The 22,773-nt window shown below is 70.7% G+C and carries 30 protein-coding genes and 1 pseudogene; 14 read left to right on the forward strand and 17 right to left on the reverse strand.

Features of this window, described 5'->3' with window-relative positions:
- Nucleotides 1-2: 2 nt before the first annotated feature.
- Complete coding sequence (locus tag ACN27C_RS26670) at nucleotides 3-602, reverse strand: TetR/AcrR family transcriptional regulator (RefSeq protein ID WP_422748893.1); 600 nt, start codon at nucleotides 600-602, stop codon at nucleotides 3-5.
- A gap of 105 nt (nucleotides 603-707) precedes the next feature.
- On the opposite strand from ACN27C_RS26670, the gene ACN27C_RS26675 reads away from it, so the two are divergent.
- Nucleotides 708-1,085, forward strand: coding sequence for a DUF4267 domain-containing protein (locus ACN27C_RS26675; protein ID WP_422748895.1), 378 nt, complete (start codon nucleotides 708-710; stop codon nucleotides 1,083-1,085).
- A 28-nt stretch (nucleotides 1,086-1,113) separates the two neighbouring features.
- Nucleotides 1,114-1,581 (forward strand): SAM-dependent methyltransferase, encoded by a 468-nt coding sequence (locus tag ACN27C_RS26680; protein WP_121683989.1) that lies wholly within the window; start codon nucleotides 1,114-1,116, stop codon nucleotides 1,579-1,581.
- A 26-nt stretch (nucleotides 1,582-1,607) separates the two neighbouring features.
- Here the strand turns inward: ACN27C_RS26680 and ACN27C_RS26685 are convergent, their stop codons facing one another.
- On the reverse strand, nucleotides 1,608-2,405 hold the full coding sequence (locus tag ACN27C_RS26685; protein ID WP_252448877.1) for an SDR family NAD(P)-dependent oxidoreductase: 798 nt from the start codon (nucleotides 2,403-2,405) through the stop codon (nucleotides 1,608-1,610).
- Nucleotides 2,406-2,483: 78 nt separating this feature from the next.
- Between ACN27C_RS26685 and ACN27C_RS26690 the strand changes: the two genes are divergently transcribed.
- On the forward strand, nucleotides 2,484-2,888 hold the full coding sequence (locus ACN27C_RS26690; protein WP_422748898.1) for a winged helix-turn-helix transcriptional regulator: 405 nt from the start codon (nucleotides 2,484-2,486) through the stop codon (nucleotides 2,886-2,888).
- Between the two features lie 94 nt (nucleotides 2,889-2,982).
- Nucleotides 2,983-3,480, forward strand: a complete 498-nt coding sequence (locus ACN27C_RS26695) for a DinB family protein (RefSeq protein WP_422748900.1) — start codon at nucleotides 2,983-2,985, stop codon at nucleotides 3,478-3,480.
- A gap of 39 nt (nucleotides 3,481-3,519) precedes the next feature.
- Here the strand turns inward: ACN27C_RS26695 and ACN27C_RS26700 are convergent, their stop codons facing one another.
- From ACN27C_RS26700 to ACN27C_RS26710, 3 genes are all read right to left on the reverse strand, one after another.
- Nucleotides 3,520-3,897, reverse strand: a complete 378-nt coding sequence (locus tag ACN27C_RS26700; RefSeq protein ID WP_422748902.1) for an MmcQ/YjbR family DNA-binding protein — start codon at nucleotides 3,895-3,897, stop codon at nucleotides 3,520-3,522.
- Between the two features lie 126 nt (nucleotides 3,898-4,023).
- Nucleotides 4,024-4,767 carry an SDR family NAD(P)-dependent oxidoreductase gene (locus ACN27C_RS26705; protein ID WP_422748904.1) on the reverse strand — a complete coding sequence of 248 codons (744 nt, stop codon included), beginning with the start codon at nucleotides 4,765-4,767 and terminating at the stop codon, nucleotides 4,024-4,026.
- Between the two features lie 227 nt (nucleotides 4,768-4,994).
- On the reverse strand, nucleotides 4,995-5,549 hold the full coding sequence (locus tag ACN27C_RS26710) for a hypothetical protein (protein ID WP_422748906.1): 555 nt from the start codon (nucleotides 5,547-5,549) through the stop codon (nucleotides 4,995-4,997).
- Nucleotides 5,550-5,653: 104 nt separating this feature from the next.
- Between ACN27C_RS26710 and ACN27C_RS26715 the strand changes: the two genes are divergently transcribed.
- Entirely contained in the window at nucleotides 5,654-6,595 is a 942-nt protein-coding gene (locus ACN27C_RS26715; RefSeq protein ID WP_422748908.1) for a hypothetical protein, read from the forward strand.
- Between the two features lie 140 nt (nucleotides 6,596-6,735).
- On the opposite strand, the gene ACN27C_RS26720 is transcribed toward ACN27C_RS26715, so the two are convergent.
- A complete protein-coding gene (locus ACN27C_RS26720) occupies nucleotides 6,736-7,488 on the reverse strand; it encodes a GNAT family N-acetyltransferase (RefSeq protein ID WP_422748910.1) in 753 nt (250 codons plus the stop codon).
- Nucleotides 7,489-7,852: 364 nt separating this feature from the next.
- Between ACN27C_RS26720 and ACN27C_RS26725 the strand changes: the two genes are divergently transcribed.
- Nucleotides 7,853-8,329 (forward strand): DinB family protein, encoded by a 477-nt coding sequence (locus tag ACN27C_RS26725; RefSeq protein WP_162959104.1) that lies wholly within the window; start codon nucleotides 7,853-7,855, stop codon nucleotides 8,327-8,329.
- Between the two features lie 85 nt (nucleotides 8,330-8,414).
- On the forward strand, nucleotides 8,415-9,383 hold the full coding sequence (locus tag ACN27C_RS26730; RefSeq protein ID WP_422748913.1) for a hypothetical protein: 969 nt from the start codon (nucleotides 8,415-8,417) through the stop codon (nucleotides 9,381-9,383).
- A 60-nt stretch (nucleotides 9,384-9,443) separates the two neighbouring features.
- Here ACN27C_RS26730 and ACN27C_RS26735 read toward each other — a convergent pair whose 3' ends face one another.
- Nucleotides 9,444-10,025 carry a dihydrofolate reductase family protein gene (locus tag ACN27C_RS26735; RefSeq protein WP_120570261.1) on the reverse strand — a complete coding sequence of 194 codons (582 nt, stop codon included), beginning with the start codon at nucleotides 10,023-10,025 and terminating at the stop codon, nucleotides 9,444-9,446.
- 88 nt (nucleotides 10,026-10,113) lie between these two features.
- Nucleotides 10,114-11,313, reverse strand: coding sequence for an MFS transporter (locus ACN27C_RS26740; RefSeq protein WP_422748915.1), 1,200 nt, complete (start codon nucleotides 11,311-11,313; stop codon nucleotides 10,114-10,116).
- A gap of 109 nt (nucleotides 11,314-11,422) precedes the next feature.
- Between ACN27C_RS26740 and ACN27C_RS26745 the strand changes: the two genes are divergently transcribed.
- The 3 genes from ACN27C_RS26745 (at nucleotide 11,423) to ACN27C_RS26755 (ending at nucleotide 13,302) form a co-directional block, all read left to right on the forward strand.
- The gene (locus tag ACN27C_RS26745; RefSeq protein ID WP_422748917.1) at nucleotides 11,423-12,040 is read left to right on the forward strand and encodes a CGNR zinc finger domain-containing protein; all 618 of its coding nucleotides are present in this window, start codon (nucleotides 11,423-11,425) and stop codon (nucleotides 12,038-12,040) included.
- A 112-nt stretch (nucleotides 12,041-12,152) separates the two neighbouring features.
- Nucleotides 12,153-12,515: a nuclear transport factor 2 family protein gene (locus ACN27C_RS26750; protein ID WP_422748919.1), complete on the forward strand. Its 363-nt coding sequence runs from the start codon at nucleotides 12,153-12,155 to the stop codon at nucleotides 12,513-12,515.
- Nucleotides 12,516-12,648: 133 nt separating this feature from the next.
- Nucleotides 12,649-13,302: a Type 1 glutamine amidotransferase-like domain-containing protein gene (locus ACN27C_RS26755; RefSeq protein WP_358193263.1), complete on the forward strand. Its 654-nt coding sequence runs from the start codon at nucleotides 12,649-12,651 to the stop codon at nucleotides 13,300-13,302.
- A gap of 15 nt (nucleotides 13,303-13,317) precedes the next feature.
- Here ACN27C_RS26755 and ACN27C_RS26760 read toward each other — a convergent pair whose 3' ends face one another.
- Together ACN27C_RS26760 and ACN27C_RS26765 are read right to left on the reverse strand one after the other, a co-directional pair.
- Nucleotides 13,318-14,250, reverse strand: a complete 933-nt coding sequence (locus ACN27C_RS26760) for an AEC family transporter (RefSeq protein WP_422748922.1) — start codon at nucleotides 14,248-14,250, stop codon at nucleotides 13,318-13,320.
- 160 nt (nucleotides 14,251-14,410) lie between these two features.
- Nucleotides 14,411-14,755: a hypothetical protein gene (locus ACN27C_RS26765; protein ID WP_422748924.1), complete on the reverse strand. Its 345-nt coding sequence runs from the start codon at nucleotides 14,753-14,755 to the stop codon at nucleotides 14,411-14,413.
- Between the two features lie 92 nt (nucleotides 14,756-14,847).
- Here ACN27C_RS26765 and ACN27C_RS26770 point away from each other — a divergent pair, with 92 nt between their 5' ends.
- Nucleotides 14,848-15,432 (forward strand): GIY-YIG nuclease family protein, encoded by a 585-nt coding sequence (locus ACN27C_RS26770; RefSeq protein ID WP_422748926.1) that lies wholly within the window; start codon nucleotides 14,848-14,850, stop codon nucleotides 15,430-15,432.
- 20 nt (nucleotides 15,433-15,452) lie between these two features.
- On the opposite strand, the pseudogene pyrE reads toward ACN27C_RS26770, so the two are convergent.
- The 4 genes and pseudogenes from pyrE to ACN27C_RS26790 form a co-directional block, all read right to left on the reverse strand.
- Nucleotides 15,453-15,977: pseudogene (gene pyrE, locus ACN27C_RS26775) on the reverse strand (orotate phosphoribosyltransferase).
- Between the two features lie 26 nt (nucleotides 15,978-16,003).
- Nucleotides 16,004-16,177, reverse strand: a complete 174-nt coding sequence (locus tag ACN27C_RS26780; protein ID WP_162959105.1) for a hypothetical protein — start codon at nucleotides 16,175-16,177, stop codon at nucleotides 16,004-16,006.
- 211 nt (nucleotides 16,178-16,388) lie between these two features.
- On the reverse strand, nucleotides 16,389-16,808 hold the full coding sequence (locus ACN27C_RS26785) for a hypothetical protein (RefSeq protein WP_422751677.1): 420 nt from the start codon (nucleotides 16,806-16,808) through the stop codon (nucleotides 16,389-16,391).
- A 248-nt stretch (nucleotides 16,809-17,056) separates the two neighbouring features.
- On the reverse strand, nucleotides 17,057-18,247 hold the full coding sequence (locus ACN27C_RS26790; RefSeq protein ID WP_120570270.1) for a helix-turn-helix domain-containing protein: 1,191 nt from the start codon (nucleotides 18,245-18,247) through the stop codon (nucleotides 17,057-17,059).
- 167 nt (nucleotides 18,248-18,414) lie between these two features.
- Here ACN27C_RS26790 and ACN27C_RS26795 point away from each other — a divergent pair, with 167 nt between their 5' ends.
- Both ACN27C_RS26795 and ACN27C_RS26800 read left to right on the forward strand, forming a co-directional pair.
- Nucleotides 18,415-18,948 carry a UTRA domain-containing protein gene (locus tag ACN27C_RS26795; protein ID WP_422748928.1) on the forward strand — a complete coding sequence of 178 codons (534 nt, stop codon included), beginning with the start codon at nucleotides 18,415-18,417 and terminating at the stop codon, nucleotides 18,946-18,948.
- Between the two features lie 54 nt (nucleotides 18,949-19,002).
- Nucleotides 19,003-19,578 carry an HD domain-containing protein gene (locus ACN27C_RS26800; RefSeq protein ID WP_422751678.1) on the forward strand — a complete coding sequence of 192 codons (576 nt, stop codon included), beginning with the start codon at nucleotides 19,003-19,005 and terminating at the stop codon, nucleotides 19,576-19,578.
- Between the two features lie 154 nt (nucleotides 19,579-19,732).
- Here ACN27C_RS26800 and ACN27C_RS26805 read toward each other — a convergent pair whose 3' ends face one another.
- The 3 genes from ACN27C_RS26805 to ACN27C_RS26815 form a co-directional block, all read right to left on the reverse strand.
- Nucleotides 19,733-20,218 carry a GNAT family N-acetyltransferase gene (locus ACN27C_RS26805; RefSeq protein WP_422748930.1) on the reverse strand — a complete coding sequence of 162 codons (486 nt, stop codon included), beginning with the start codon at nucleotides 20,216-20,218 and terminating at the stop codon, nucleotides 19,733-19,735.
- A 39-nt stretch (nucleotides 20,219-20,257) separates the two neighbouring features.
- Entirely contained in the window at nucleotides 20,258-20,884 is a 627-nt protein-coding gene (locus ACN27C_RS26810) for a VOC family protein (protein ID WP_422748932.1), read from the reverse strand.
- Between the two features lie 76 nt (nucleotides 20,885-20,960).
- Nucleotides 20,961-21,566, reverse strand: coding sequence for a TetR/AcrR family transcriptional regulator (locus tag ACN27C_RS26815; protein ID WP_422748934.1), 606 nt, complete (start codon nucleotides 21,564-21,566; stop codon nucleotides 20,961-20,963).
- A gap of 88 nt (nucleotides 21,567-21,654) precedes the next feature.
- Here ACN27C_RS26815 and ACN27C_RS26820 point away from each other — a divergent pair, with 88 nt between their 5' ends.
- Nucleotides 21,655-22,713, forward strand: coding sequence for an aldo/keto reductase (locus ACN27C_RS26820; protein ID WP_422748936.1), 1,059 nt, complete (start codon nucleotides 21,655-21,657; stop codon nucleotides 22,711-22,713).
- The last annotated feature ends 60 nt before the right edge of the window (nucleotides 22,714-22,773 follow it).

Raw genomic sequence — 22,773 nt, forward strand, 5'->3', positions numbered from 1 at the left:
GATCACGATCCTAGGCCAGCGGCCCCGTCCTCGGCTGTCCCGAACCGGGCGACGAGGAAGTCGAGTCGCTCCTCCTGCCCGCCCGCCGGGACACGGCCGCTGCGGGACAGCACCGTGATGCCGTGCAGCGCGCTCCAGAGGACCTCCGCGGACAGCTCCCGCCGCTCGTCTGCGGGGTCGAAGCAGCTGACGAACTCGTCGAAGCAGGCTCGCAGCGGCGGCGGGGTCTCGGCGCTGGCGAACCGCAGTTCGGTGGGCAGGACGAACATGGCGTCGTACAGGGCCGGCCGCTCGGTCGCGAAGTCCAGGTAGGCGTGGCAGACGGCGCGCAGGGACCGCCCGGGGTCGGGCGCGGCCTGCCGCGCGCGGCTCAGGTGGGTGGCGAGTTCGGTGAACCCGTCCAGGGCGACCGCGGCGACGATGGCGTCCTTGCCGTCGAAGTGGCTGTAGAGCACGGGCTGGCTGTACTCGACCCGGTCCGCCAGCCGCCTGGTGGTGACCGCCTCCCAGCCCTCGGTCTCGGCCAGCTCGCGCGCGGTGGCGACGATCAATCGATGACGCTGCGCCCGTTCACGTTCGCGGCGCTCGCTGATTGCGGACATGACCCGATCCTAGCAGCGCTAGACATCCTGTCGTCGGCAACCTATCGTCGCTCTCACCACTAGCGCCGCTAGCCGTCCGCCGCCGTCACCGAGGGGACACCGTCCATGCTCACCACAGTCGCCACAGTGCTCGCCGGGCTGATCGGCGCGGGCTGCGTCCTCATGGGAGTGCTCGCCTTCCGGGCGCCGCAGGGCGCCGCCGGCTTCGGCATCCCCGACACGCCGACCGAGGACCCGACCTTCCGGGCCTGGCTGACCGTCAAGGCCGTACGCGACATCGCCTCCGGCGTCTTCATCCTCATCCTGGTAGTCGGCGCGACACCCCATCTGCTGGGCTGGTTCATGCTCGCCGCCACCGGCATACCCGTCGGAGACGCGCTGATCGTGCGCCGCAGCAACGGCCCCGCGACCGCCGTCTACGGCGTTCACGGCGCCACCGCCCTGGTGATGCTGGTGATCAGCGCCCTGCTGCTCGCCGCCTGACCGGCCACACGGAACGGAGAATCCGATCGTGCGCAACTTCGAGATCACTTCCATCGGTACGGTCCGCAACGACCGGACGGACATCCAGCACAGCGACAACTGGGGCGCCGTCCGCAGCACGATCGTCGTCGACGAGCGCTTCGGCGAGGCGTGCCTCCAGGGCCTGGATGAGTTCTCCCATGTGGAGGTCTTCTTCGTCTTCGACCGGTTCCCGGACGGCGGCGACTTCCGGGAACCCCGCCCCTACCGCGGCCGGGCCGACCTGCCGCCGATGGGCGTGTTCGCCGGTCGCGGCCCTCGCCGGCCGAACCGCATCGGCGTGACCTGCTGCCGGATCGAGTCCGTCGACGGCCGGGAGCTGACGGTGGTGGGCCTCGACGCGGTGTCGGGCACGCCCGTCGTCGACCTGAAGCCGGTGCTGAAGGAGTTCGTCCCCGCCGACGTCCGCCAGCCGGAATGGGTCGACGACATGATGTCCGAGTACTTCCAGCCGTAGCGTCGGCGCGGCGCGCGTACAGGCGCTCACCGCAGGAGCCTCTCGGTGAGGTCCATCAACCGCTCGGCGTCGTGGGGGTCGAGGGTCGGGAAATCGGGCGGAAGCCGCTTCCCCCGGTCGACGGCGGTCACCGGCGCGGTCGGTGGCGCGTCCAGGAACCGGTGAATCGGCGCCACCGCGTCCGCGACGGGCCGGGCGGCGACCGCCGCCGCCACCGCGAGCAGCCCTCGTACCACGAACGGGAGCGCGCTACGGTCACCGCTCCTGGTGAACCCGGGATGGTAGAGCACGTATCGGGCGCGGCTACCGGACCGCTGGGCGAAGCCCACGCCGAGCAGGTCGTTGGCCCGGCCGGCCTGCAACTGCGCGGCGACGGCCGAGTAGCCCGCCGTCATCTGTGGATCGGCCCATCTCACCCCGCCTTTCGTGACCCCGACACCGGCGACGTTCACGATCACCGGTGCGGTCGCCCGGTCCAGGGCCGGACGGAGACCGAAACTGAGCAGGTAGCGGCTGACGTAGTAGAGCGCGAACGTGCGCTCCAGTCCCTCCACCGTCACGACGCGACGCGGCGCCACCGCATTCGCGAACAGCGCCAACGCGTCCACGACCCGGTGCTCGCCGAGGATGTGCTCGACGGCCTGCCGCGTCTCGGCCATGCTGGACAGATCGACGGGAAGGAAGGCGATCAGGCCGCCGGCCATCGTCTCGCCACGTTCACGGTTGCGACCGAGCACCAGGACGCGGTCGCCACGTTCGGCCCGCCCCAGGGCGAACGCACGTCCCATGCCGTTCGTGCCGCCACTGACCACCACGACGCCCACGTCGCCCCCTTATCGTCTTGCTCATCGGCCTGCCTCATCCTGGGCAGCAGGTCGGCGGAGGCGGAAGAAGGCACTTTCATGTCCACAGGTGACACCGATGTGAGCGCCTCGCTGCACGATCACCGGCTGCCGGTGCCGGTTCCGGCCGGCGAGTACGACCGCTGCCCGGTCACCGACCTGCTGAGGCGGACGAGCGACAAGTGGACGCTGTTGCTGCTCACCCTGCTCGGCCGGCATCCGCACCGGTTCAACGAGTTGCACCGGGCCGTCGAGGGCATCAGCCCGCGCATGCTCACCCGGACACTGCGCGCGCTGGAGAGCGACGGCCTGGTCGAACGTGAGGTCTTCCCGACGGTGCCGCCGAGCGTCGAGTACCGGCTGACGCCACTCGGTGTCAGCCTTCTGGAGCCGCTCTCCGCGCTGGCCGACTGGGCGGTCGCCCACCACGCCGAGATCGTCGCGGCACGTCAGCGGTCCGCCTGAGAAACGCTGCTCATCCGCCCGCACGAGGACACCCGCGACACCGGTCCGGCGTTCGTCGGCCGGGCGGCGGGCGTCGATCTGGAATGCTCGGTCCATGCCGTCCTTTCCGCCCACCTTCTCCGCCGAGGTCGTCGCGCAGCCGATCCAGGCCCAGTTCGAGGCGTTCCTCGACGAGCACCGCGACGCGCTCGACCGCTGCCTGGACGGGCTGACCGAGGAGCAGGCACGCCGGTCGTTGGTGGCCTCCCGCACCACGCTGCTGGGTCTGGTGAAGCACGCGACCTTCGTCGAGAAGGTCTGGTTCGACGAGGCCGTCACGGGCCGGTCGCGTGCCGAGATCGGCATCCCCGAGCGGTCCGAGGACTCGTTCCTCCTCGACGACGGCGACACGATCGCCGGCGTCCGGCGGGCATACCGCGACGCCCGCGACGCGTCACGCCGGGCGACCTCCACGCGGGGTCTGGACGACCTCCTCACCGGGCACCGGCGGGGCCCGCTTCCGCTGCGCTGGGTGTACCTCCACGTCCTGCGCGAACTCGCCCAGCACTGCGGGCACGCGGACATCCTGCGGGAGCAGATCCTCGACGGATAGCGGGCGGCCGGCGGTGGCCCGCCGCCGAGACGGCCGGCGTCACGCGCCGGCGCCCGCCGCGGGGTCACCGGTCGACGAGTCCGGGGCACGCATCCGCCACGCGTCGGTGACCAGTTCCGTCAGACGCTCGACGCCGACGTGCGCCAGCCGCAGCATGACCAGGGGTGACCCGTCGTACGCGGGCGTGGTGAAGAACAGGTCGGGCTCGCCGAGGAGCAACGCCTGCTTCTCCGCCTCGTCGCCCACGTACAGCACGGCGATGTCGGTGCGGATACGTCGCGGCCGACCGGGCGTGCGCTCGGGATACGACCAGACGAACCCCTTGCCGGCGACCCGGAAGTCGAAGCCGTCACTGTCGATCTCGACCACGTGCGGCAGCGACAGCGCCACCCGGCGGACGTCGTCCGCGTCAGCCACGACGGCCACCCCGGTACACCGCCCTCCGCACCGGAACAGCCTAGCTGTCGCCTCCGACAGGTGCGGCCCGTCCCCGGTGAGGCGAGTGGAAACGGGCCGCGGCCAGTACGCCGGGAAGGGAGCCGATCAGATGGTGAATCCGCCGTCGACGTTCACCGTCGCGCCCGTGACGTAACGCCCGTCCGGGCCGGCCAGGAACGCCACGGCGGCGGCCACGTCGGCCGGCTGCGCGTAGTGGCCGAGCGCGGTGAAACCGTTGATCGTGTCCGCGTTCGGGCCGTCGGCCGGGTTCAGCTCGGTGTCCGTGGCACCGGGGTTCACCAGGTTCACCGTGATCGCTCGACCGCCGAGTTCGCGCCCGAGCGCCTTGGTCAGACCGATCAGGGCGGTCTTGCTCATCGCGTAGAGCGAGAAGCCCGGGAAGACCGCCCGCTCGGCCGTGTTGCTGCCGATGTTGACGATCCGTCCGCCCGCCGGCATGTGGCGCACCGCGGCCTGCGAGGCGACGAACGGGGCCCGGACGTTCACCGCGACTGTCTGCTCGAACTCGTCGAGACTCAACTGCTCCAGCGGCCCGAGCAGGAACGCGCCCGCGTTGTTGACCAGGATGTCCAACCGGCCCAGCTCACCGGCGGTCCGGTCCACCGCCGCGATCACCGCTGCCGGATCGGCGCTGTCGGCCCGCACGGCGATCGCCCGCCGTCCCACAGCCTTGATCTGTTCCACCACGTCGTCGGCGCGACGCTGGTTCTGCTGGAACGTCAGCGCCACATCGGCGCCGTCCTCGGCCAGGCGCAGGGCCACCGCCGCGCCGATGCCACGGCCACCACCGGTGACCAGAGCTACCTTGCCGTCAAGTGCGTTGTTCATGGTGGAAAGCCTGGTCGACAACGGGCCGGCTGTCCGGCGGGGATCGGACGCCGCGTTCGTGACACCGCACGGACGCCGCGAGTGGCCGGTGACCGCGTGCGGTGGCTCTGTCCGTCCGGTTCAGCGTGACGGTGCTGCGCGCGATCAGCCCTTCCGGCGAGTGCCGCCACGCGATGCCCACCACTCCACCTTCTCCCGGGCTCGACACGAACCGGCGGACTGCTCGATCACCGCTCACGCGGCGTGCGACGGGGTGAGTCAACTGGCCGGTCTCGCAGCCGCGCGGGCGCGCCCCCGTACAGCCGGACACGGTGGTCGACGTCGCGGTCCGGCTCGCCGTACCCGAAAGGCGCCCCCGTGCCGTGACCCACGTGCACGAGCCATTCCTCGTAGTACCAGCTCGGGCTGCACGCGCATCCGGTGAACCGGAAGTTGGCCCGGTAGCGGCCGACCTGTCCCGGTGCGAGCGTGAACAGCCGCGCCGACCCCGGCGCCCGCGGATACGCCGCCGATCCGGGCAGCCGGTCCACGACGACCGACGCCCGATCGTGCCCGAGCCACAGTCCGACCTCGCGGGCCAGCGCGACGCCTCCGGCGCGTACCCCTTCCCGGTGTTCGTAGCCGGCCTCCTGGTCGGCGAGCACGTCGTGGACGACCACCTCGGCGTCCGGAAGCGGCCGGGGCGGCGGCATCGCCCGGACGAGGCCGCGGCGGGCGTTCGCCGCGGGCGCGCCGCGGGCGGCGGCGGTCCACCGGACGCGGATCCGCTGAATGAGGATCACCGCCCAGGTGTACCCGTAGCGCGCGGCGGCGGCCAGCCGACAAGACTCCCGAGCCGGCCGCGCAGCGGGGCACCGTCCGCTCCGGACGCCGCTACGATTCGGCGATGGCCGACGCGGACCGCGCAGAGCAGCGACGGGAGCAACCGGTGTCCGGCTGGACGCGGGTGTCCGTCAGTTACTGCCAGTACGACGTGTCCGCAGTGCCGGGAGAGACCGGCATGCCCATCTACACCCTCGGTGACGGGCTCCTGCACGTCGGTGGGCCGTACCAGTTCACCGGCTTCTGTGGCGTCCACACCGGTGGGATCGAGGTGCGTGCGCGTGTCCTGCCCGGCCCGCCGACCGAGGTCGAGGACGGGTGGGACGCGATCAGTGAGGCGACCCTGTGGAGTCCCTTCGGTGAGATGTCGGTCGTCGGGCTCATGGGCGGTCCCCCGGACGCGCTCACCGACCTCACCGTCCCCCGCGGGCTGGTCCGGGTGCGGGTTCACGCCCGCAACCGGCTGCACGAGTCGGTACGCACCGACCAGGACCCGCCCGAGCAGCACGAGCTGCACATCTGGGCGGTGACCGAGGAGACGCGACGGCGCACCGTACTGGCCGGTCCGGATGACCGCGATTGGGAGCAGAAACCGGCGAAGGCCGCCGAGTGGGCGCTGTTGTCCCTGGTCGCGGACGACGAGGACGGCGAGGACCTGGACCGGGTGACTGTGGTCCGTCACCGGCCCGCCCCCGTCGAGGTCCCCGCGACGGTGCTGCCGGCCGGCGACCTGGCGATCCGGCTGGAGCACGTCGACGACGAGACCCTGCGGTGGACGTGGACGACCGCCGACAGGCCGGTCTTCCCTGAACCGCTCGCCACACTGCCGGACGGCGAGCTGAGCACGGTCCGGCTGACCTCCGGCCCGGACGGCTTCACGCTGCGCCACGAGGGAGTGCTGGGCCGGCACGCCTTCGCTCTCGGCGTGATCTGGGACCACCTGCTCGACAGCCCGGGGTCGTACCCGTGGGCCGAGACGCCGCATCGCCTGCCCTCCCCATCCTGATCGCCCCGGCCTGGACCTTTCTGCGGCACGGGGGCACCGACCGCCGCCCCGTGCCGGCGGTGGACGGCGCAGCAGGGTCGGCCTGCCGCGGTGGCCCGGGCCTCGGTCGTCGAACCTCAGCCCGGGCGCCTCGGCGCGGCTCAGTCCATCGATGTGTAGAGCCGTCGACCGCCGGGCCGGTAGCCGACGCGCTCGTAGACCCGCCACGAATCCTCGCCGCCGGCCTCCAGCCAGGCGACCTCCGCACCGGCGTCGAACAGCCGCCGGGTGACGTCGGCGGTGATCGCGGACGCCAGTCCCCGGCGGCGGAAGGGCGCGCGGACGGCGATGCCGGCCACCTCGCTGACCGCGCCGACGGGCGCTGCCGCACCGCCGCCGCCCGCGCAGCCACCGTCCTCGGTGACGGCCGTGACGACCACGCCGCCGGCGTCCTGCTGGCGGCGCAGGCGAGCCACGTCGGCCTCGGACACGGCCGGATCGCCGCCGAACGCCTCGTTCTGCACGCTGATCAGCGCCGCGCGCTGGGAATCGGTAGCCGGTTCGCACAGGCTCAGGTGGTCCGGCACGGGTGGGGACGCCAGCGTGTCCGGCACGCAGACCAGGTAGGTGTGCCGGGCCTCCACGGTGAAGCCGGCGGCGGTCAGCAGCGCCTCCAGATCGGGGACGCAACTGGTGACGTACTCCAGGCGGGGTCTGCGGTCGGCGGCGTGAAACGCCGCGACCAGGGCGGCGACGTCGGCCGCGGTGACGGCGGCGCCGGGACGCGGCGTCGCGTAGTTGACGTACGGGCTGGTCGTCGTCGGGTCCAGCCCGATCACGAACGGCCCCACCTCGACGGGCGCGGGCCGGCGCGACAGGTTGACGACGACTGACTGTTGGATGCGGGCATCCATGCTCAACGGGAGACCTCGATGCATGAGAGAAGCTGCGACGGGCGGAGGAAACGTCGGGCCGCCCCGCCGTGCCGCAGGCACACGACGGTCGTCCGTCGCGTGGTCGACACTCAGGCGGCCGCTCGGCCTACCCGGATCACAGGCGTCATTCCCTCATGCAGAGTGCCCACGCGGTGCGCGTGGCCGACCGCAACCTTGCCCGTCCCGACCCGGACGTGTCAATCGCGTGGCCGACTTCGCGGTTCTCCTCGATCGATTCGAGGTCGATGTTCCCATCGACGCTTGCCGGCTCGTCGATCGACTGAACGACCCCGGCGAAACTGTCGGTGCCGGCCGCTAGCCTGCCGGCGTGATGAAGGTCGAGATGGAGAAGGCCGCGCTGTGTGAGTTCCTCGAATATCAGCGTGTCAGCATCCGGGCCATCCTGGCGGATCTGGACGAGCCCTCGCTGCGCACGCCGGTCCTGCCCTCCGGATGGTCGCCGCTCGGGCTGGTGGAGCACCTCGGTCATGCCGAACGCCACTGGTTCCAGGAGGTCTTCCGCGGTTCGGTGGAGCCGTTGCCCTGGCCGGACGAGAACACACCACTGCGCACGACTCGATCGCCGTGGCAGGTCTTCGGCTTCTACCGCGACCAGTGCGACATCTCCGACGCGATCATCGCCGCGGCCCCGTTGTCGGCGACACCCGCGGGCCGGCATCCCGACGAGACGCTGGCGTCGCAGACCACCGACCTGCGACGGATCATTCTGCACGTCATCGAGGAGACCGCTCGGCACGCCGGTCACCTGGACGCCGTGCGCGAGCTGATCGACGGGCGCACCGGGCTCGGACCACGCTGAACCGAGTCCGACGGGTGCGGTGTGCAGCGCAGACGGCCCGACGGTTTCGCCGAAGTGGTTCTATGCTGCCGCGATGCAACCCCGCTTGATCAACCAGGTGCGGCTTCCCGGCATTCGACATGTCACGCAGGCAACCGGCCTCGGCTGGGTGGTCACCGAACAGGACCGTTTCACTGTGCACCTGTTCGACCACGAGCTGGGTCGCGTGGCGCGACTCGCGGCGCCTCTCGACGACCCGCGGATGAAGGTCAGCGCCACCCGTCGACTCGTCGCGGCGGGCGACGCGCACCAGATCGTCGTGCTCGGCCACGACGGCGTGGTGCGGTGGCGCAGCAGCTGGGATCGGCTCGGTGGCAGCGCCAGCGCCGACTTCCACCTCGACGGCGACCACGTCCTCTGGATCCGTCTTGGCGACACCGAGGAACTTGTCGCCGTCAACGGCGTGAGCGGCGCGGAGATCCATCGCACGCCGCTGCCCGGTCCCGGGGCCGCGTGGTTCCTGCACGCACCCGGGGGCGTCTGGACCGGCTTGACGTTGCTCGATCCCGACCGGTCACGCGCCGTGCTGATCAGGCTGGACGCCGAGCGCATCGTGTCACGGCCGCTGGCCGGTGGCGATCTCGCCGGTTTCAGCCCGGCCGGCGGCCACTACCTGACCCAGACGCTCGACGGCTTCCTGTCCGTCCGCGACATCGCCTCCGACGCCGTAGTCACAGCACGGCACCTCGAAGATCTGCCGGGCGCGCCACCGGGCCTCGCGGGCTGCCGGCACGTGGACCGGGCGGTGTTCCTGAGCGAGGAGCTGATCCTCGCCGCTCCGAGCACCGAAGGCCCGCCGAACGATGCCGAGGGTCATCTGCTGCTGTCGGCGCTCAGCCTCCGGTGCCGGTCCCAGGTGCGCTACCCGCACCATCAGGGATCCGGTGCCGTCCACCCCTCGTACCAGCCAGGCCGTTGGCTCACCCGCCATCAGGAGGACGATCGGCTACGGCTGTGGCAGCTCGGTGCTCGCCTCGACGACGAGCCGATGCCGGGCCAACTCGCACTGCTCTGACCCTCGGTGCGATCGGTGGATCACCGATCGCGGTGGACCGGATGCGCACCGTCCGGCCGGTCAACGGCGCACCCGGTAGCGCAGGTGCAGCACCCGATCGCCTTGGAGCACCACGTCCGGATCCTCCAGGAGGTGCTGCGCGTCGACCGACCCGAAGAAGCGCTTCCCGGACCCGAACACCACGGGTACGACGTCCATGCGCACCTCGTCGACCAGGCCCGCGGCGAGCGCCTGGCCTCCGACGTCGCCGGCGGCGACCTCGACGATGCGGTCCCCCGCGAGTTCCTGCGCCTTGGCCACGGCTGCCTCGACGCCGTCGACGAAGTGGAACGGCGCCTCGGCGTTCCAGTCCTCGGGTGCCGGCCGGTGCGTCACGACGACCACGTGGTCGATCCCGCTCGGCGGCGTCCCGTCCCAGCCGCCGGTCAGGTCGAAGACGTGCCGGCCGACGACCGTCACGGCGATCCGGTCCCAGTACGGCCGGACGTAGTCGTAGGACGTCTGCGACACCGTCAGCGCGCCGCTGTCGTCCAGCGGGACGTCACCGCTCGTCAACCAATCGAACAGCGGTCCGGGCTGGTCGTTCTCGTCCGCGACGAAGCCGTCCACCGACACCGAGCTGTACAGGACCACAGTGCCCACACCGGCTCTCCTCTGCCTCGGGTACCCCCAAGCTAGCGTGCCGTGAGCTGCCGACACGCTCACGCCCGCGATCGGTGGACGTCCGCACCTATGGAAGGGACGCGGGCCGGGAGGCGCGGCGGCCCACGGGCGCGGGCGTCGCCGCACCGCCCTCGCCGCGCGGCGGCGGGATGAGTCGTTCGCCGAGGGCGAGCGCGAGGGCGACAGCGCCGAGCAGGGCGCCGATCATCATCGTGCTGGCGACACCGTGGCTTTCCAGCATGAGGCCGCCGACGAAGGCGCCGCCGGTGATGCCGACGTTGACGGCGGCGGACAGCGTCGCGGCGGCGAGATCGGAGCGGCCGGGCGCCACCTGAAGGACGAGTCCGCCGAGCGCCGCGGTGAACGCGGCGAACCCCAGTCCGGCGATTGCGATCAGGACGACGGCAACCGCCGGGTGGTGGCCGAACGCGTACAGGCCGAACAACGCCACGCATTGCAGTGCGACGGTCGCGACCAGGGCGGACCACGGGCTGCGGTCGACGATCGGTCCGGCAGCGAGGATGCCGAGGACGCTGGCGACGCCGCGCGCCAGCAGGATGGTCGCGATCGACGCGGCGGGCAATCCGCTGACCTCGGTGACGAACAGGGCGATGTAGGTGTAGGCGGCGATGGCACCGCCGGTCGACAGGACGGCCACGACGACCAGGAGCCAGAATCGGCGGGAGTCGGGGGTTCTGCCCCGGGCGGCGTGCCCCTGCGCCGGCCCCGTCGACGGCAGCAACCAGGCCACCACGGCGAGGACGAGCACACCGAGCCCGGCCACCGCCAGGAACGCTGCCCGCCAGCCGGCACGTTCACCCAGCCAGGTGCCCGCGGGCACGCCCAGGACCAGAGCGACATTGCCGCCGGCGAAGACGACCGCGACCACCCGTCCGTGCAGTCCGGGCCGGAACAGCTCAGCCGCGGTCGGCACGACGACCGCCCAGAACAGCGCATGAGTGGCGGCGGTGGCGATCCTGGCTGCCATCAGCATGGTGAACGTACTCGTGAAAACCGTGATCGCGTTGCTGACGACGAAGCCGGCCAGGAGCGCCGACAGCAACCGTCGGCGAGGGATTCTGCGCACCAGCGCCGTCAACGGGACCGAGGCGACCATCACCACTGCGCCGTACACGGTGACGAGCATGCCCACTTGGGACGGTGGCACGGCCAGGTCCACGCCCATCGGCAACAGCAGCCCGATCGGCAGCGCCTCGGCTGCGGTGTAGAGGAACGTTCCGCCGGCGAGGCCGATCAGCGCTCCCACTGCCCGCCGGTGTGCAAGCGCCTGACCCATCGTTACCCCCTAAACCAACTATGACGGAAACACTCTAAGAATGTTCCCGTCGCCGGGGCAACTGGTAAAGTCGACTTTGATGGAAACAGCAGGGGTGACGCGGATGCGCCTGGTGGGCGGCGACCTCGCGCTGGACTTCCTCAACACCCGCGCCGGCCCACCCGACGGGCCTCCGGACGATGACGTGCTCACCGGCTACGCCGAGCTGATCTCCTGGAGCGTGTACGCGGGCACCCTCACCGAGACGCAAGCGGCGGCGTTGCGCCGGCTGTCCCGCGACAGTCCGGACAGCACCCACACCGCCTTCGCACAGGCACTGCGCACCCGTGACTACCTGGACGAGGTGTTCCGGCCACTGGCCGCCGGCGAGGACCCGGGCGTGGCGGCGCTGACCCGGCTGCGCGACGACGAAGCCGACGCGCTCGCCCACGCACAGCTCGTGCGCGGGAAGACATTCGCCTGGTCCTGGCGGGACGACCACACGCCTGCCCGGCCCCTACGGCCGGTGGTCCACGCGGCGGTCCAGCTTCTCACCACGGGTGCGCTCGACCGGATCAAGCGATGCGCAGGCTGCCGCTTCCTGTTCATCGACGAGAGCAAGAACCGCAGCCGTCGTTGGTGCAGCATGGAGGACTGCGGAACCGCAGCGAAGATCCGCCGCTACGTCGAGGTACGACGCATCCGCACAAGACGGTGAGCACACGTGGCCACGTCGACGACACCGCTCCCCCTACCGTCCGGCGCTGCTCGCGTTCTGCTGACCGCGAAGAGGTCTTCATGCGCTCTCGTCCACCGGCCATGCTGGCTCGATGGATGTGCCGAGGCGCCCCACCTCCCAGGCCCTGCTCACGAACCTCTACGCGGCCTTCAACAGGCGTGACGTCCCCACGCTGCTGGCCGCCCTGACGCCGGACGTCTCGTGGCCCAACGGCTGGGAGGGAGGCGTCGTCCACGGCCGGGACGAGGTGGCCGCCTACTGGCGCCGGCAGTGGGACCAGCTCGAGCCCGTCGTCACGCCGACCGCGTTCAGCACGGAGGCCGACGGCCGCGTCGCCGTCACCGTTCATCAGGTCGTCCACGACAAGGCCGGAGCGAAGCTCGCCGACCACACCGTCACGCACGTCTACCGCCTCGACGACGGCTTGGTGACGGAGATGGAGATCCGCGAGTGACACCACGTCCTCGGAGGGTATGAGGGGTCGCGACAGCGATGAGTTTCGTTGCGGCCCCCGGTCTGCATACCCGTGCACCCGATCTCCCGACTCCCGGGGAGAGCGTCATGACCGCTACGTACCGGAGGCAAGCGTGAAGCTACTTCTCACATCCGCGGGCGTCCAGAATCCGAGCATCAACGATGCGCTGGTCGGCCTGCTGGGCAAGCCGATCGCCGAATCCAGCGCCCTCTGCATCCCCACGGCGGCCTATCCGATGGGCGGACCGGCCTCCGCCTGGCGCTTCATCACCGGTCAGACGCCGCTACCCATGAGCGGGCTGGGCTGGAAGTCGCTGGGCGTCCTCGAACTGACAGCACTGCCGAGCATCGGCGAGGAGCGGTGGGTCCCCTGGGTCCGCGAGGCCGACGTCCTGCTCGTGCACGGCGGCGACGCGACGTACCTGTGCCACTGGATGCGGCAGTCCGGGCTGGCGGATCTCCTGCCGTCGCTGCTCGACACCGTCTGGGTGGGGCTGAGTGCCGGCAGCATGGTGCTCACCCCCCGGATCGGCACGGAATTCGTCGAGTGGCAGTCCGCACCCGACGACCGCACGCTGGGGCTGGTCGACTTCTCGATCTTCCCGCACCTGGGCCTCGAACCGGACAACACCATGGCCGCTGCCGAGAGATGGGCGGCCGAGATCGCGGGTCCGGCGTACGCGATCGACGACCAGACGGCCATCACGGTGACCGACGGCACCGTCGAGGTCGTCTCCGAGGGGCACTGGAGGCGGTTCCCCTCGTAGCGGTGATCGGCCGACCTACCCGAGCAGCGTCGCCGTCGCGGCCAGGGTGGCCAGCGACAGCGTCGTGGTCACCACCACCGCCCGGTTGGCCACCGCCTCACCGACGCCGTACTCCTGAGCGAAGATGAACGTGTTCTGGGCCGTCGGCAGGCCCGCGCACACCACCACGGCGAGCAACTGCGGCGCGGACAGGTCCAGGGCCAGTCCGGCCGCGTACGCGATGACCGGCTGCGCGACGAGCTTCAGCGCGCTGATCGCGGCCAGCTCGGCCGGCCCGGCCGTCCGGGCCGGTTCTGACCGCGACGGCGCCGTGCGGTGCAGCGACGCGCCGAGCGCGACCAGGGCCGCCGGAACCGCGGCACCCGCCAGCAGGGTGAGCGGCGCGGCGGCCGCCGACGGCAGCCGCAGGCCGGCAGCCGAGCACGCGACACCGAGCAGCGACGCCAGGATCACCGGATTGCGTACGGGCAGGGAGGCGATCCGGCGGACCCGCACCCGCCCGGCCGGGTCGCTGTGCCGGTCCAGGGCGACCAGGATCACGGGCGTCACCACCAGGACCTGGAGCAGCACCACCGCCGCCAGGAACGACACGTCGCCGAGAACCTGCGTGGCGATCGGGATGCCGAGGTTCGCCGAGTTCACGTACCCGGCGGACATGCCCCAGATCGGCCGTTCGCCGGGCTCGCGACCGAACAGCCGGCTCGCGCCGGCCCATCCGAGCCCGATCACCGCGACTGTGCTCACTCCGAAGGCGAGCAGCGAGCGGCCGGCGAACCCGGACAGCGGCATCCGCGCCAGGGCCAGGAGCAGGGCGGCCGGCATCGCGAGGTGGAACACGAACCGGCCGAGCACCGACGCCGCCGCCTCGCCCAGCAGGCCCCAGCGACAGGCCGCGTAGCCGACCGCGGTGAGGATCCAGATCGGTACGAACGCCGACACCAGATTCATGCGGGCGTCACCGAAGCGTCGCGCCAGGTCAGGGACCGGCGTGCATCCGGAGCGTAGAAGTCGAGGGACGCGCCGGCCGAGATCAGGTGCGCTGATCCGCCGCGGATCGCGCGGGCACCTCGGTCACCTCGGCTCCCCCTGTCGAGGACGTCGCGAGAGATCACTCAACCTGGTCCTCCGCGTGCGTGATCAGCTGCCGCACCTGCTGCGGTGAGAGCCGGCTGGCGACAGCCACCAGGCTGCCGATCTCCTGGCTCGCCGCGTAGGCCCCTTCCCTCGCGGGGACATCCGCGACAGGCAACCCAGCGATCACCAAGAGGTCCGCCACCGGCATCTGCAATGCGGGAGCGATGTCGTGGAGGACGTCGGCTTCTGGCGGGACGGCACCACTGAGAAGCTGCCGGATCGTCGATTCAGCTCGGCCGGAGGCACGGCTGATCGCTCGTGGGGTGGGACGACGGTTCGCCACGAGGCCACGCAGGATCGACGCGGCGTCATGGTTCACCCGGTCAGACTACCGACATGGACACTGTCGTTCGTCGGCGCTGCGCGTCCTGGTCGCCCTGCCACCTGATCGCGATGCCCCAAGCGCCTAGGATGGTCCCGGTGACCTTCCCCGAACGGCGACCCGCCGACGTCCCGACCGACGAAGACCGGCTCGACGAGGCCCTGCGGTTGCTCTCCGGTGCACCGGTCGCACTCGATGTCGCCGTCAAGCGGCTGGCCCGCGGCAGCGGCGTCTACGCCTGGTGGGCTGCTCCCTCGGTCCTCCCCGACCTCCCCGGACCGCCGAACGACAGCGACCCGTCGCGGCGGATGCTCTACCTCGGGCGAGCAACCAGCCTGCGCGGCCGGATCCTGCGCAACCACCTGAGGCGTTCGGGCAGCTCGACGCTGCGCCGCACGCTGGCCGGTCTTCTCGTGTCCGAGGGCTACCGGACGACCTGGACCGACCGGGTCGTCCTGGTCCCCGAGGACGAGGCACGGCTGACCGCGTGGATGCACGAGCACCTGCGCCTGACCTGGGCGGAGGACCCCGATCCGGCGGACATCGAGGCCGAACTCGTCCGGCGTCTGCACCCACCGCTCAACGTCCACGGCGTCGACCCCGAGCACATCCAGGCGGCCGTGGTCGCCGCCAAGAACTCGTACAACGGCAGCAACGGCCCGGCCCAGCCCTAGCAGAGACTGCGGTTCGAGCCTCACACCGTCAGTGCGGCTTCCAGGTCCCGGCGGGTGAGGGCGGCGCGGAGTCGCAGCCCTTCGGCCGCCAGGTTCTCCCGGCCGCCCTGCTCGCGGTCGATGGCGCAGACCACGGTCTCCACCTGTGCACCGACGGACCGCAGGTGTCCGCACGAGGCCAGGAGCGCGCCTCCCGTGGTCACGACGTCCTCGATCACCACGACCCGCAGACCGTCCACCGGCCCACCCTCGGCCACCTTCGCGGTGCCTTACTCCTTGGCCTGCTTGCGCACGAAGACCGTGGGCAGACCCGTCAGCTGCGACATCACCGTGGCGAGCGGAATACCGCCCATCTCCATCCCCGCCAACACGTCGCACTCCGGAAGCAGGGCCACCATCACCTCGGCGACCTCGCGCAACAACTCCGGCTTGCCCTCGAACAGGTACTTGTCGAAGTACTCGTCGCTGACCTGCCCCGAGCGGAGAGCGAACCGGCCGGTGAGATGGCAGGTGTCGTAGACGCGGCGCGCGAGCGGGTGAGTCACCCGCTCAGTCTCGCACCTGGCTGGAATCAAACGATCCGTCGGATGCGTACCCTTGGGCGTTCGTTACGCAGGTGACCCAGCTTGTGCTGGCGAACCTGCTCCTCCCACACGTCCTGGTCGTACTCCGGATCCGGCGCCGTCCACCGGTGCGACCCGTCGCTGTAGTGGAACTTCTCGTCGCCGGGCCGCAGCACGCTCACCGCACCCACCCCAGGAACCGCCGGTGCAACGTCCCGGCCGGCGCCCAGCTCAGGTCCGCCGTCGCCCGCACCAACTGCGCCCCCAGGTACACCGCCAGCGACACCGGCGCACCCTCGTACTCCGCAAGAAGCTCCCGCCGCCGCGTCGCGCACGGCCACGGCGCACCGCACCCACCGCACGACCAGACCGGCAGCACCGGCCCGTGGGTGCTCACCCGCGCACCCCCAGGAAGCGGGCGACGCTCGCGCGCGCCTGCCGGCTGGTCGCCCACGCGACCTGCCAGCAGGGGTACGGAGTCAGCCGCGCCCACCACAGCCGACAACCCACGCACATCCCGTCCAGACCCCGTACGTGCACCGCCAGGATCGCCTGTTCCGCAGTTCTCACTGGTCCTCCTGCGACGGCCAGTGACCGCGATTGATCGGTACGCGGTGGCGGTTGCGGCACGGCAGCTCCGCACCACACCGGCACACCCACCGCCACTTCCGCCACGACCAGGCCGGGCGATGCCGGCGTACGAGCGTCGACGCGACGGCGAGGAGGTAGCCCTCGTACGGCAGACGCCTGCGCGACCTGGAGGGTGCGGCGACGTCCGCGTCCCGGTGCGCGCGCGTCGCTGTCGAGTCGAATGGTGTCGTCTGCGTGTGATCGGATTCGGCCAGCCCGAGGATCCTCCGCTTCGCCGCCTCCCATTCCGCTTTCTGCCTCTCCGGGCCCGTGGGGCGCCAACGGTTCCGACCGCCCATCACCACCTCCGTCCGCTCCGGCGCGACGGATCACTCCACCAGGGAGTGCGGCGTCGCGCTCGGCAGGATGAGGTGTTTCCTCACCCGAAAACGGACACTAAGGCCGCATGGTGATGGAGAAATTACCGCTGGTTATGCCGCCAGGCTGATGCCCAGACGCCCCGCCAGCAGACGCAGCTCGTTCGGCACGGCCCGCCGCTTGGCCCGCTGCGCCATCGCGACGACGGCGTCCTGCGCGAGCGGGTTGAGCGAGAACGGCACCGGCGCTGCCTGCTCCGCGCGCACGAACGCTGCGATCGCCTCGTTGTCCCGGCGACCGGAATCGGCCAGTGCCCGCCCGAGGTCGAGCCAGTACGACATCTGCCGGATCGACGCCGCCAGCACCTGCGGCCGTACCGTGCGGGACAGCTCGATCACCCGGCCCGGCTCACCGGACTCGGCCGCGATGGACATCTCCCACAGCGTCACGTTCGTCGGCCCGAACCCGCAGCCGTTGAACCCCATGCCGTCCGCGGGGTCGCCCAAAGTCGCCGCTTCCCGCGCGGCCTCGGTCAGATGGTCGCGCGCGGCGTCGAGGCGGCCGCTGACTGTCGAGGCCAGAGCCGCCGACAGGTGCAACTGGCCGAGCATCTGCCGGACCCGCTCATCGGAGGCGGCGGACTGAAGTTCCGCGAGCGACCGGTCAGCCGCCCGCGCGGCCAGTGGGGCCGACTCGATCGGCAGGCTCTGCGCGTACGCGAAGCGGGTCGCTCCCAGCCACGCGGCCTCCTCCACGTCCTCCGCAGCCGCCACCGCCACCCGCGCCGCGTTCAACGCCAGGTGGCGGTACCCGAGATGCCGCAGGCAGGCTGACGCCTGGTACGCCACCTGCGCGAGCGCCGGTCCGCCCGCCGCAGCCGCCTCCAACAGCAGGCCGGGCAGCATCTGGGCCATGGCCGGGAAGTTCGAGCGATGGCGCAGCTGCTCACTGCGCGCGATGCCCGCCGCCAACTCTTCCGGCGTACGCGTCGACGGGCGCCGCTCACCGTCCTCGATCTCGATGAGCGCCGACCAGATCGCCGGCACGCACTCCGCCGCGCGCTCGCGTGCCGGGTCGCCCGTCTCGGTGCCCTGACCGAGCAGATCCGCGACCGTGATCTGCAACGCGGCAGCGACGGCGACCAGGGTGGACCGTCTGTCGATCGTCTTGCGGCCGGACTCGACCTGGGAGATGTAGGACTGGCTGACTCCGGCGAGCCCAGCGAGGACTGCCTGGCTCATCCCGCCACGGCGCATCCGCCAGTAGCGAATCCGGGCACCGATCGTGTCGGCCTTGCTCGCCATGTCTCGCCTGCCTCCCAGGACGAGGGCTGGGACTTCGGCACCGGCTGGTGAGCCGGCATACCCGTGCGCCAGTGTACGTGGATCGGTGCTCTCGCATCGACGCTCCTACCTGCCACTCCCCCGTGCTCTGTGGTCGACTGGTTGGGCCGACCGGAGGTGCTGTCGACGTGTCAACGCTGCCTGCCTATCTGACGATCGCTGCGGACCTTCGCGCCGCGATCCTGTCCGGAGAACTCCCCGCTGGAGCCAAGTTGCCGTCCGAGTCGGGCACGTGGGAGCACGACAGCCGATACGAACAGGCCGATGAACGGACTGCCGCCCGGCTTGGCGTCGAACCGGGAGCGCCCGTGATGCGGACGTCGTACCGTTTCCTCGCCGACGGCGAACCGATACAGCTCTCCGTGTCGTACGAACCGCTTGCGGTCACCCAGGGTACGCCGGTCGAGTGGCCTGAGGACAGCGACATCAAGGGCGTCGTCGCACGCATGGACACCATCGGAGTACGGGTCGACGAGGTTGTGGAGCGTGTCAGCCTTCGCTCGGCGACCGCCGACGAGGTCGAGGCGCTCAACCTGCCGGCCCGCACGTTCGTGCACACCATCGAGCGCACCTACACGGCGAGCCGCACGCCGGTGGAGACGGCCGACATCGTGCTACCAGGCGGCCGATACGACCTTGTCTATCGTCTCCCCATCGAGTGAGAAGTGCGAGGGGATGCGATGTCGACAAGCACGCCTGATGAGAGGGCGCTTCCGATGAGCGAAAATCCTGACGCGGGAGCCATGAGCTTCATCTTCGAGGCCGGCGTGCTCAAGCGCGCAGCGCGCACCGGATGGTGGTTCGCCGGCGTGAAGCACCCGGAGTCGATCGCCGAACACTCGTTCCGCACAGCGCTCATCGGCATGATGCTCGCAGCCATGGAGGGCGCCGACCCGGCTAGGGTCTCGATGATGTGCGTCCTGCACGACACGCAGGAAACCCGGATCACCGACATCCCGCACATCGCCAAGCGCTACCTCACCGCCGCGCCCAACGCCGCCGTCACCGCCGACCAGATCGCCGACTGCCCGCCGGCCGTCGCAGACGTGATCACCGCTGCCGTCGCCGAGTACGAGGCCGGGGAAACCCTGGAGGCGGTCGTGGCCCGCGACGCGGACAAGTTGGAGTGCCTTGTTCAAGCGGTCGAGTACCGGCACCAGGGAGTCGCGGACGTTCAGCGCTGGATCGACAGCTCGCGGGCGGCACTCAAGACCGCTTCCGCTCACCGCCTCGCCGACGCTGCCCTCACCGGCGCACCGATGGCGTGGCTGAACCCGCCCGCCCCGGCATAGACGCCGGATGCCGCCAGCCCTCGCCAGCTTTCACACCTGCCGATGAGCGTGCGTTGCATGCTGTCGTGTCGCGAACCGCGATGGGAGGGCTCCGAGGTAGGCGTCTGCGACCCCATCCCTGTACGTCCTCGATCGAGGCCGGGTGGTGGAACAGTCAGGCCGCGTCTCCTGGATCCTGGCGGGCGGGATCGAAGGTGAGGTTGAGTAGTTCCAGGCCGGTGACGGGCTGGAAGCCGATCTCGGTGTAGAGCGTCAGGGCGGGGATGTTGTCGGTCTCGGTCTGGAGTGAGACGCGATGCGCACCGGCGGCACGGGCGTTGCGGATGACGTGCTGGAGCAGGGCGTTCGCGACACCGCTACGGCGATGGTGCGGGGCCACGTAGAGGTCGCGGATTGACCATGAGGTGCCCAGCATGAGCGATGCCGGCGTGACCGTGACCGTGATGAAGCCGCGGACGCGGTCAGCTCGGACGGCGGCAGCGACGGATATCCGTTGTTGTGCGATCTGGTCGTGCAGCCAGGAGCGGGTGATCTGTGGGGTTGACGGTTGGCCGTAGTGCACCCGGTAGTCGTCGAACAGAGCAGCTACCTGATCGAACGCCGGATGGGCGATGGCTATCGGCACGATCGTCGTTGTCATGCCGTGAGTGTGGCCGACGGTCAAGCCATTGGGCCGCTGTCATCGGCCGACCCAAGTGGCGACGCACGCCTCGTTGCCCTCGACGTCGGCCAAGATCCACCACTTCGGCGCGTGCGCATCCGAGACCAGCTGGCCACCCGCAGCCAGTGCGGCGGCGATGCGGGCCTCGGCCTGATCATGTGGGACGGCGACATCGAGGTGCATGCGGTTGCGCTGTGGACGCCGAGCATCCATCGGCTGCACCCCGAAGCCCGGACCCCGGCGCGCCGGGTCGGCCAGATAGTCGTCATCGATCTGGCGGTAACCCAGCAGCGCCCGCCAGAACGGCAGCACGTCCGCCCCGACCAGGGCGTCGAGGGTGACGTTGACGAGCTGCACGGCGGTCGGGTCGGCGGGGATGTCCAAGTCCCTGGCGGCAGCCGAGATGCGCCGGGCCAGCGCAACGTCGCGCGACAACAGGGACACGGTGACGCCGGCGTGACGCAGGTCGATGTTGACGTACTGCTGCTCCGCGCCACCGGCGAGCCGGCCGACCTCGTTGACGAACGCTATGCCCTTGGTCAGTGAGCCGGTGCGGAAATACGCCGAGACCACGTGGTAGAGACAGCGCCAGTCCTCGACACCGTCGGCCGCGTGGAACTGCCCGGCCGTGATCTGCACCGCCATGCGGGCGAACCTAGCATCGGCTGCGGGACGGAGCGCACCGTGGTGCTTCACGCATGGCCGGCCGACGGTGAATACGTCAGTGCGGGGATTCGCCGGACCGTAGTCCGTCGACGAGGAGCGCGACCATGCGCCGGCCGTAGTCGGGGTCCTCGTTGGGCATGGGCGCACAGAGTTTCGCCACCGCGTACAGCAGATCCTGGGCACTGATCTTGGCTCGGACCTCGCCGCTGGCTGTCGCGGCTTCGAGCAAGGCCTCGAGGGCCGGTCCCAGCTTCTGCATGAGATATCCGGGCAGGCCGTCGAACGCCGGATCGCCGGAGTGCAGGGCCGCGGCGAAGCCGCGTTTGGTCGCGACGAACGCGGTGAACCGATCGAGCCACTTCGCGAGGGCGACCCCCGGCTCGTGCGCGGCGGCCAGCGCCGGGGCCGCGTCGGCGCAGGCGTCGATCTCGCGTTCGATGACGGCCTTGATCAGGTCGGAGCGCTGCGGGAAGTGCCGGTAGAGCGTGCCGACGCCGACGCCGGCCAGATCGGTGATCTCTTTGGCGGGGGCGTCGACGCCGACGCTGCTGAAGACCGTCTTCGCCGCTTCGAGCAGGGACTCGATGTTGCGGCGTGCGTCAGTGCGCTTCCGACGCGGGGCGCGTTCGCGAACAACGAAGTCTGGTGTGTCGTCGGGCACAGCTAAGCCTCCCTTGCTTTTCCGGAAAGGTTTTCCGTATAGTTCCGGAAAGACATTCCGCATACGACGATACCGCAGGGAGACGCTCATGCAGTACCGCACCCTGGGGCGGACGGGCATCAAGGTCAGCCCGTACGCGCTCGGCACGCTGATGTTCGCCACGGTGATCGGGAACCCCGATCCTGACGACTCGATCAAGGTCATTCACAAGGCGCTGGACGCGGGCATCAACGTCGTCGACACCGCCGATGCGTACGGCGACTCGGAGGAGATCGTGGGCCGGGCCCTCAAGGGACGCCGGGACAACGTCGTCCTCGCGACCAAGGTGGGCCTTCCGAGGCTGAACACGCTGCCCCGGACGCCGGGCGCAACCGCGGCCACCGACCCCAACCAGCGAGGCGCATCCCGCCGCTGGATCATGACCGCGGTCGAGAGCTCCCTGCGCCGCCTGCAGACCGACCACATCGACCTCTACCAGATCCAGCGTCCGGACCCCGACACCGACATCGAGGAGACGCTCTCCGCTCTCTCCGACCTGATCCGCAGTGGCAAGGTCCGGGCGATCGGGTCGTCCACGATGCCCGCATCCGACATCGTCGAGGCACAGTGGGTCGCCGAACGACGCGGGCTGGAACGCTTCCACACCGAGCAGCCGCCCTACTCGATCCTCAACCGCAGCATCGAGAGCGAGGTGCTGCCGGCCGCGCAGCGCTACGGGATGGGCACGCTGGTGTGGGGCCCGCTCGGGCAGGGAATGCTCACCGGCCGGGTCCGCAAGGGCGAGCAGAACGACCTGCGCCGCGCCCGCTTCTCCAAGCACCTCACCGACGAGCGCCGGATCGACGTCGTCGAACAACTCGTCCCGCTCGCCGACGAGGCAGGCATGCCGTTGACCCACCTCGCCATGGCATTCGCCATCGCACACCCCGGCGTGACCAGCGCGATCCTGGGCCCGCGCACGATGGAGCACCTCGACGACCTGCTCGCCGGCGTCGACGTCACGCTCACCGACGAGATCCTCGACCGGATCGACGAGATCGTCGCGCCCGGCACCGATGTCACCCGGCTCGACCAGGCCTACCTGCCCCCGGCCCTGCTCAACCCGAGCCTGCGCCGCCGGCCGGTCAGCAAGCGTGGCGCCGCCTGATCGTCAGGAACAACTACGGTAGGACGACATCAGGCGTACGAATGCGGCGCGATGGCGTTT

It is taken from the genome of Micromonospora sp. WMMD1219 (assembly GCF_049315215.1).
GTDB lineage: Bacteria > Actinomycetota > Actinomycetes > Mycobacteriales > Micromonosporaceae > Micromonospora > Micromonospora tulbaghiae.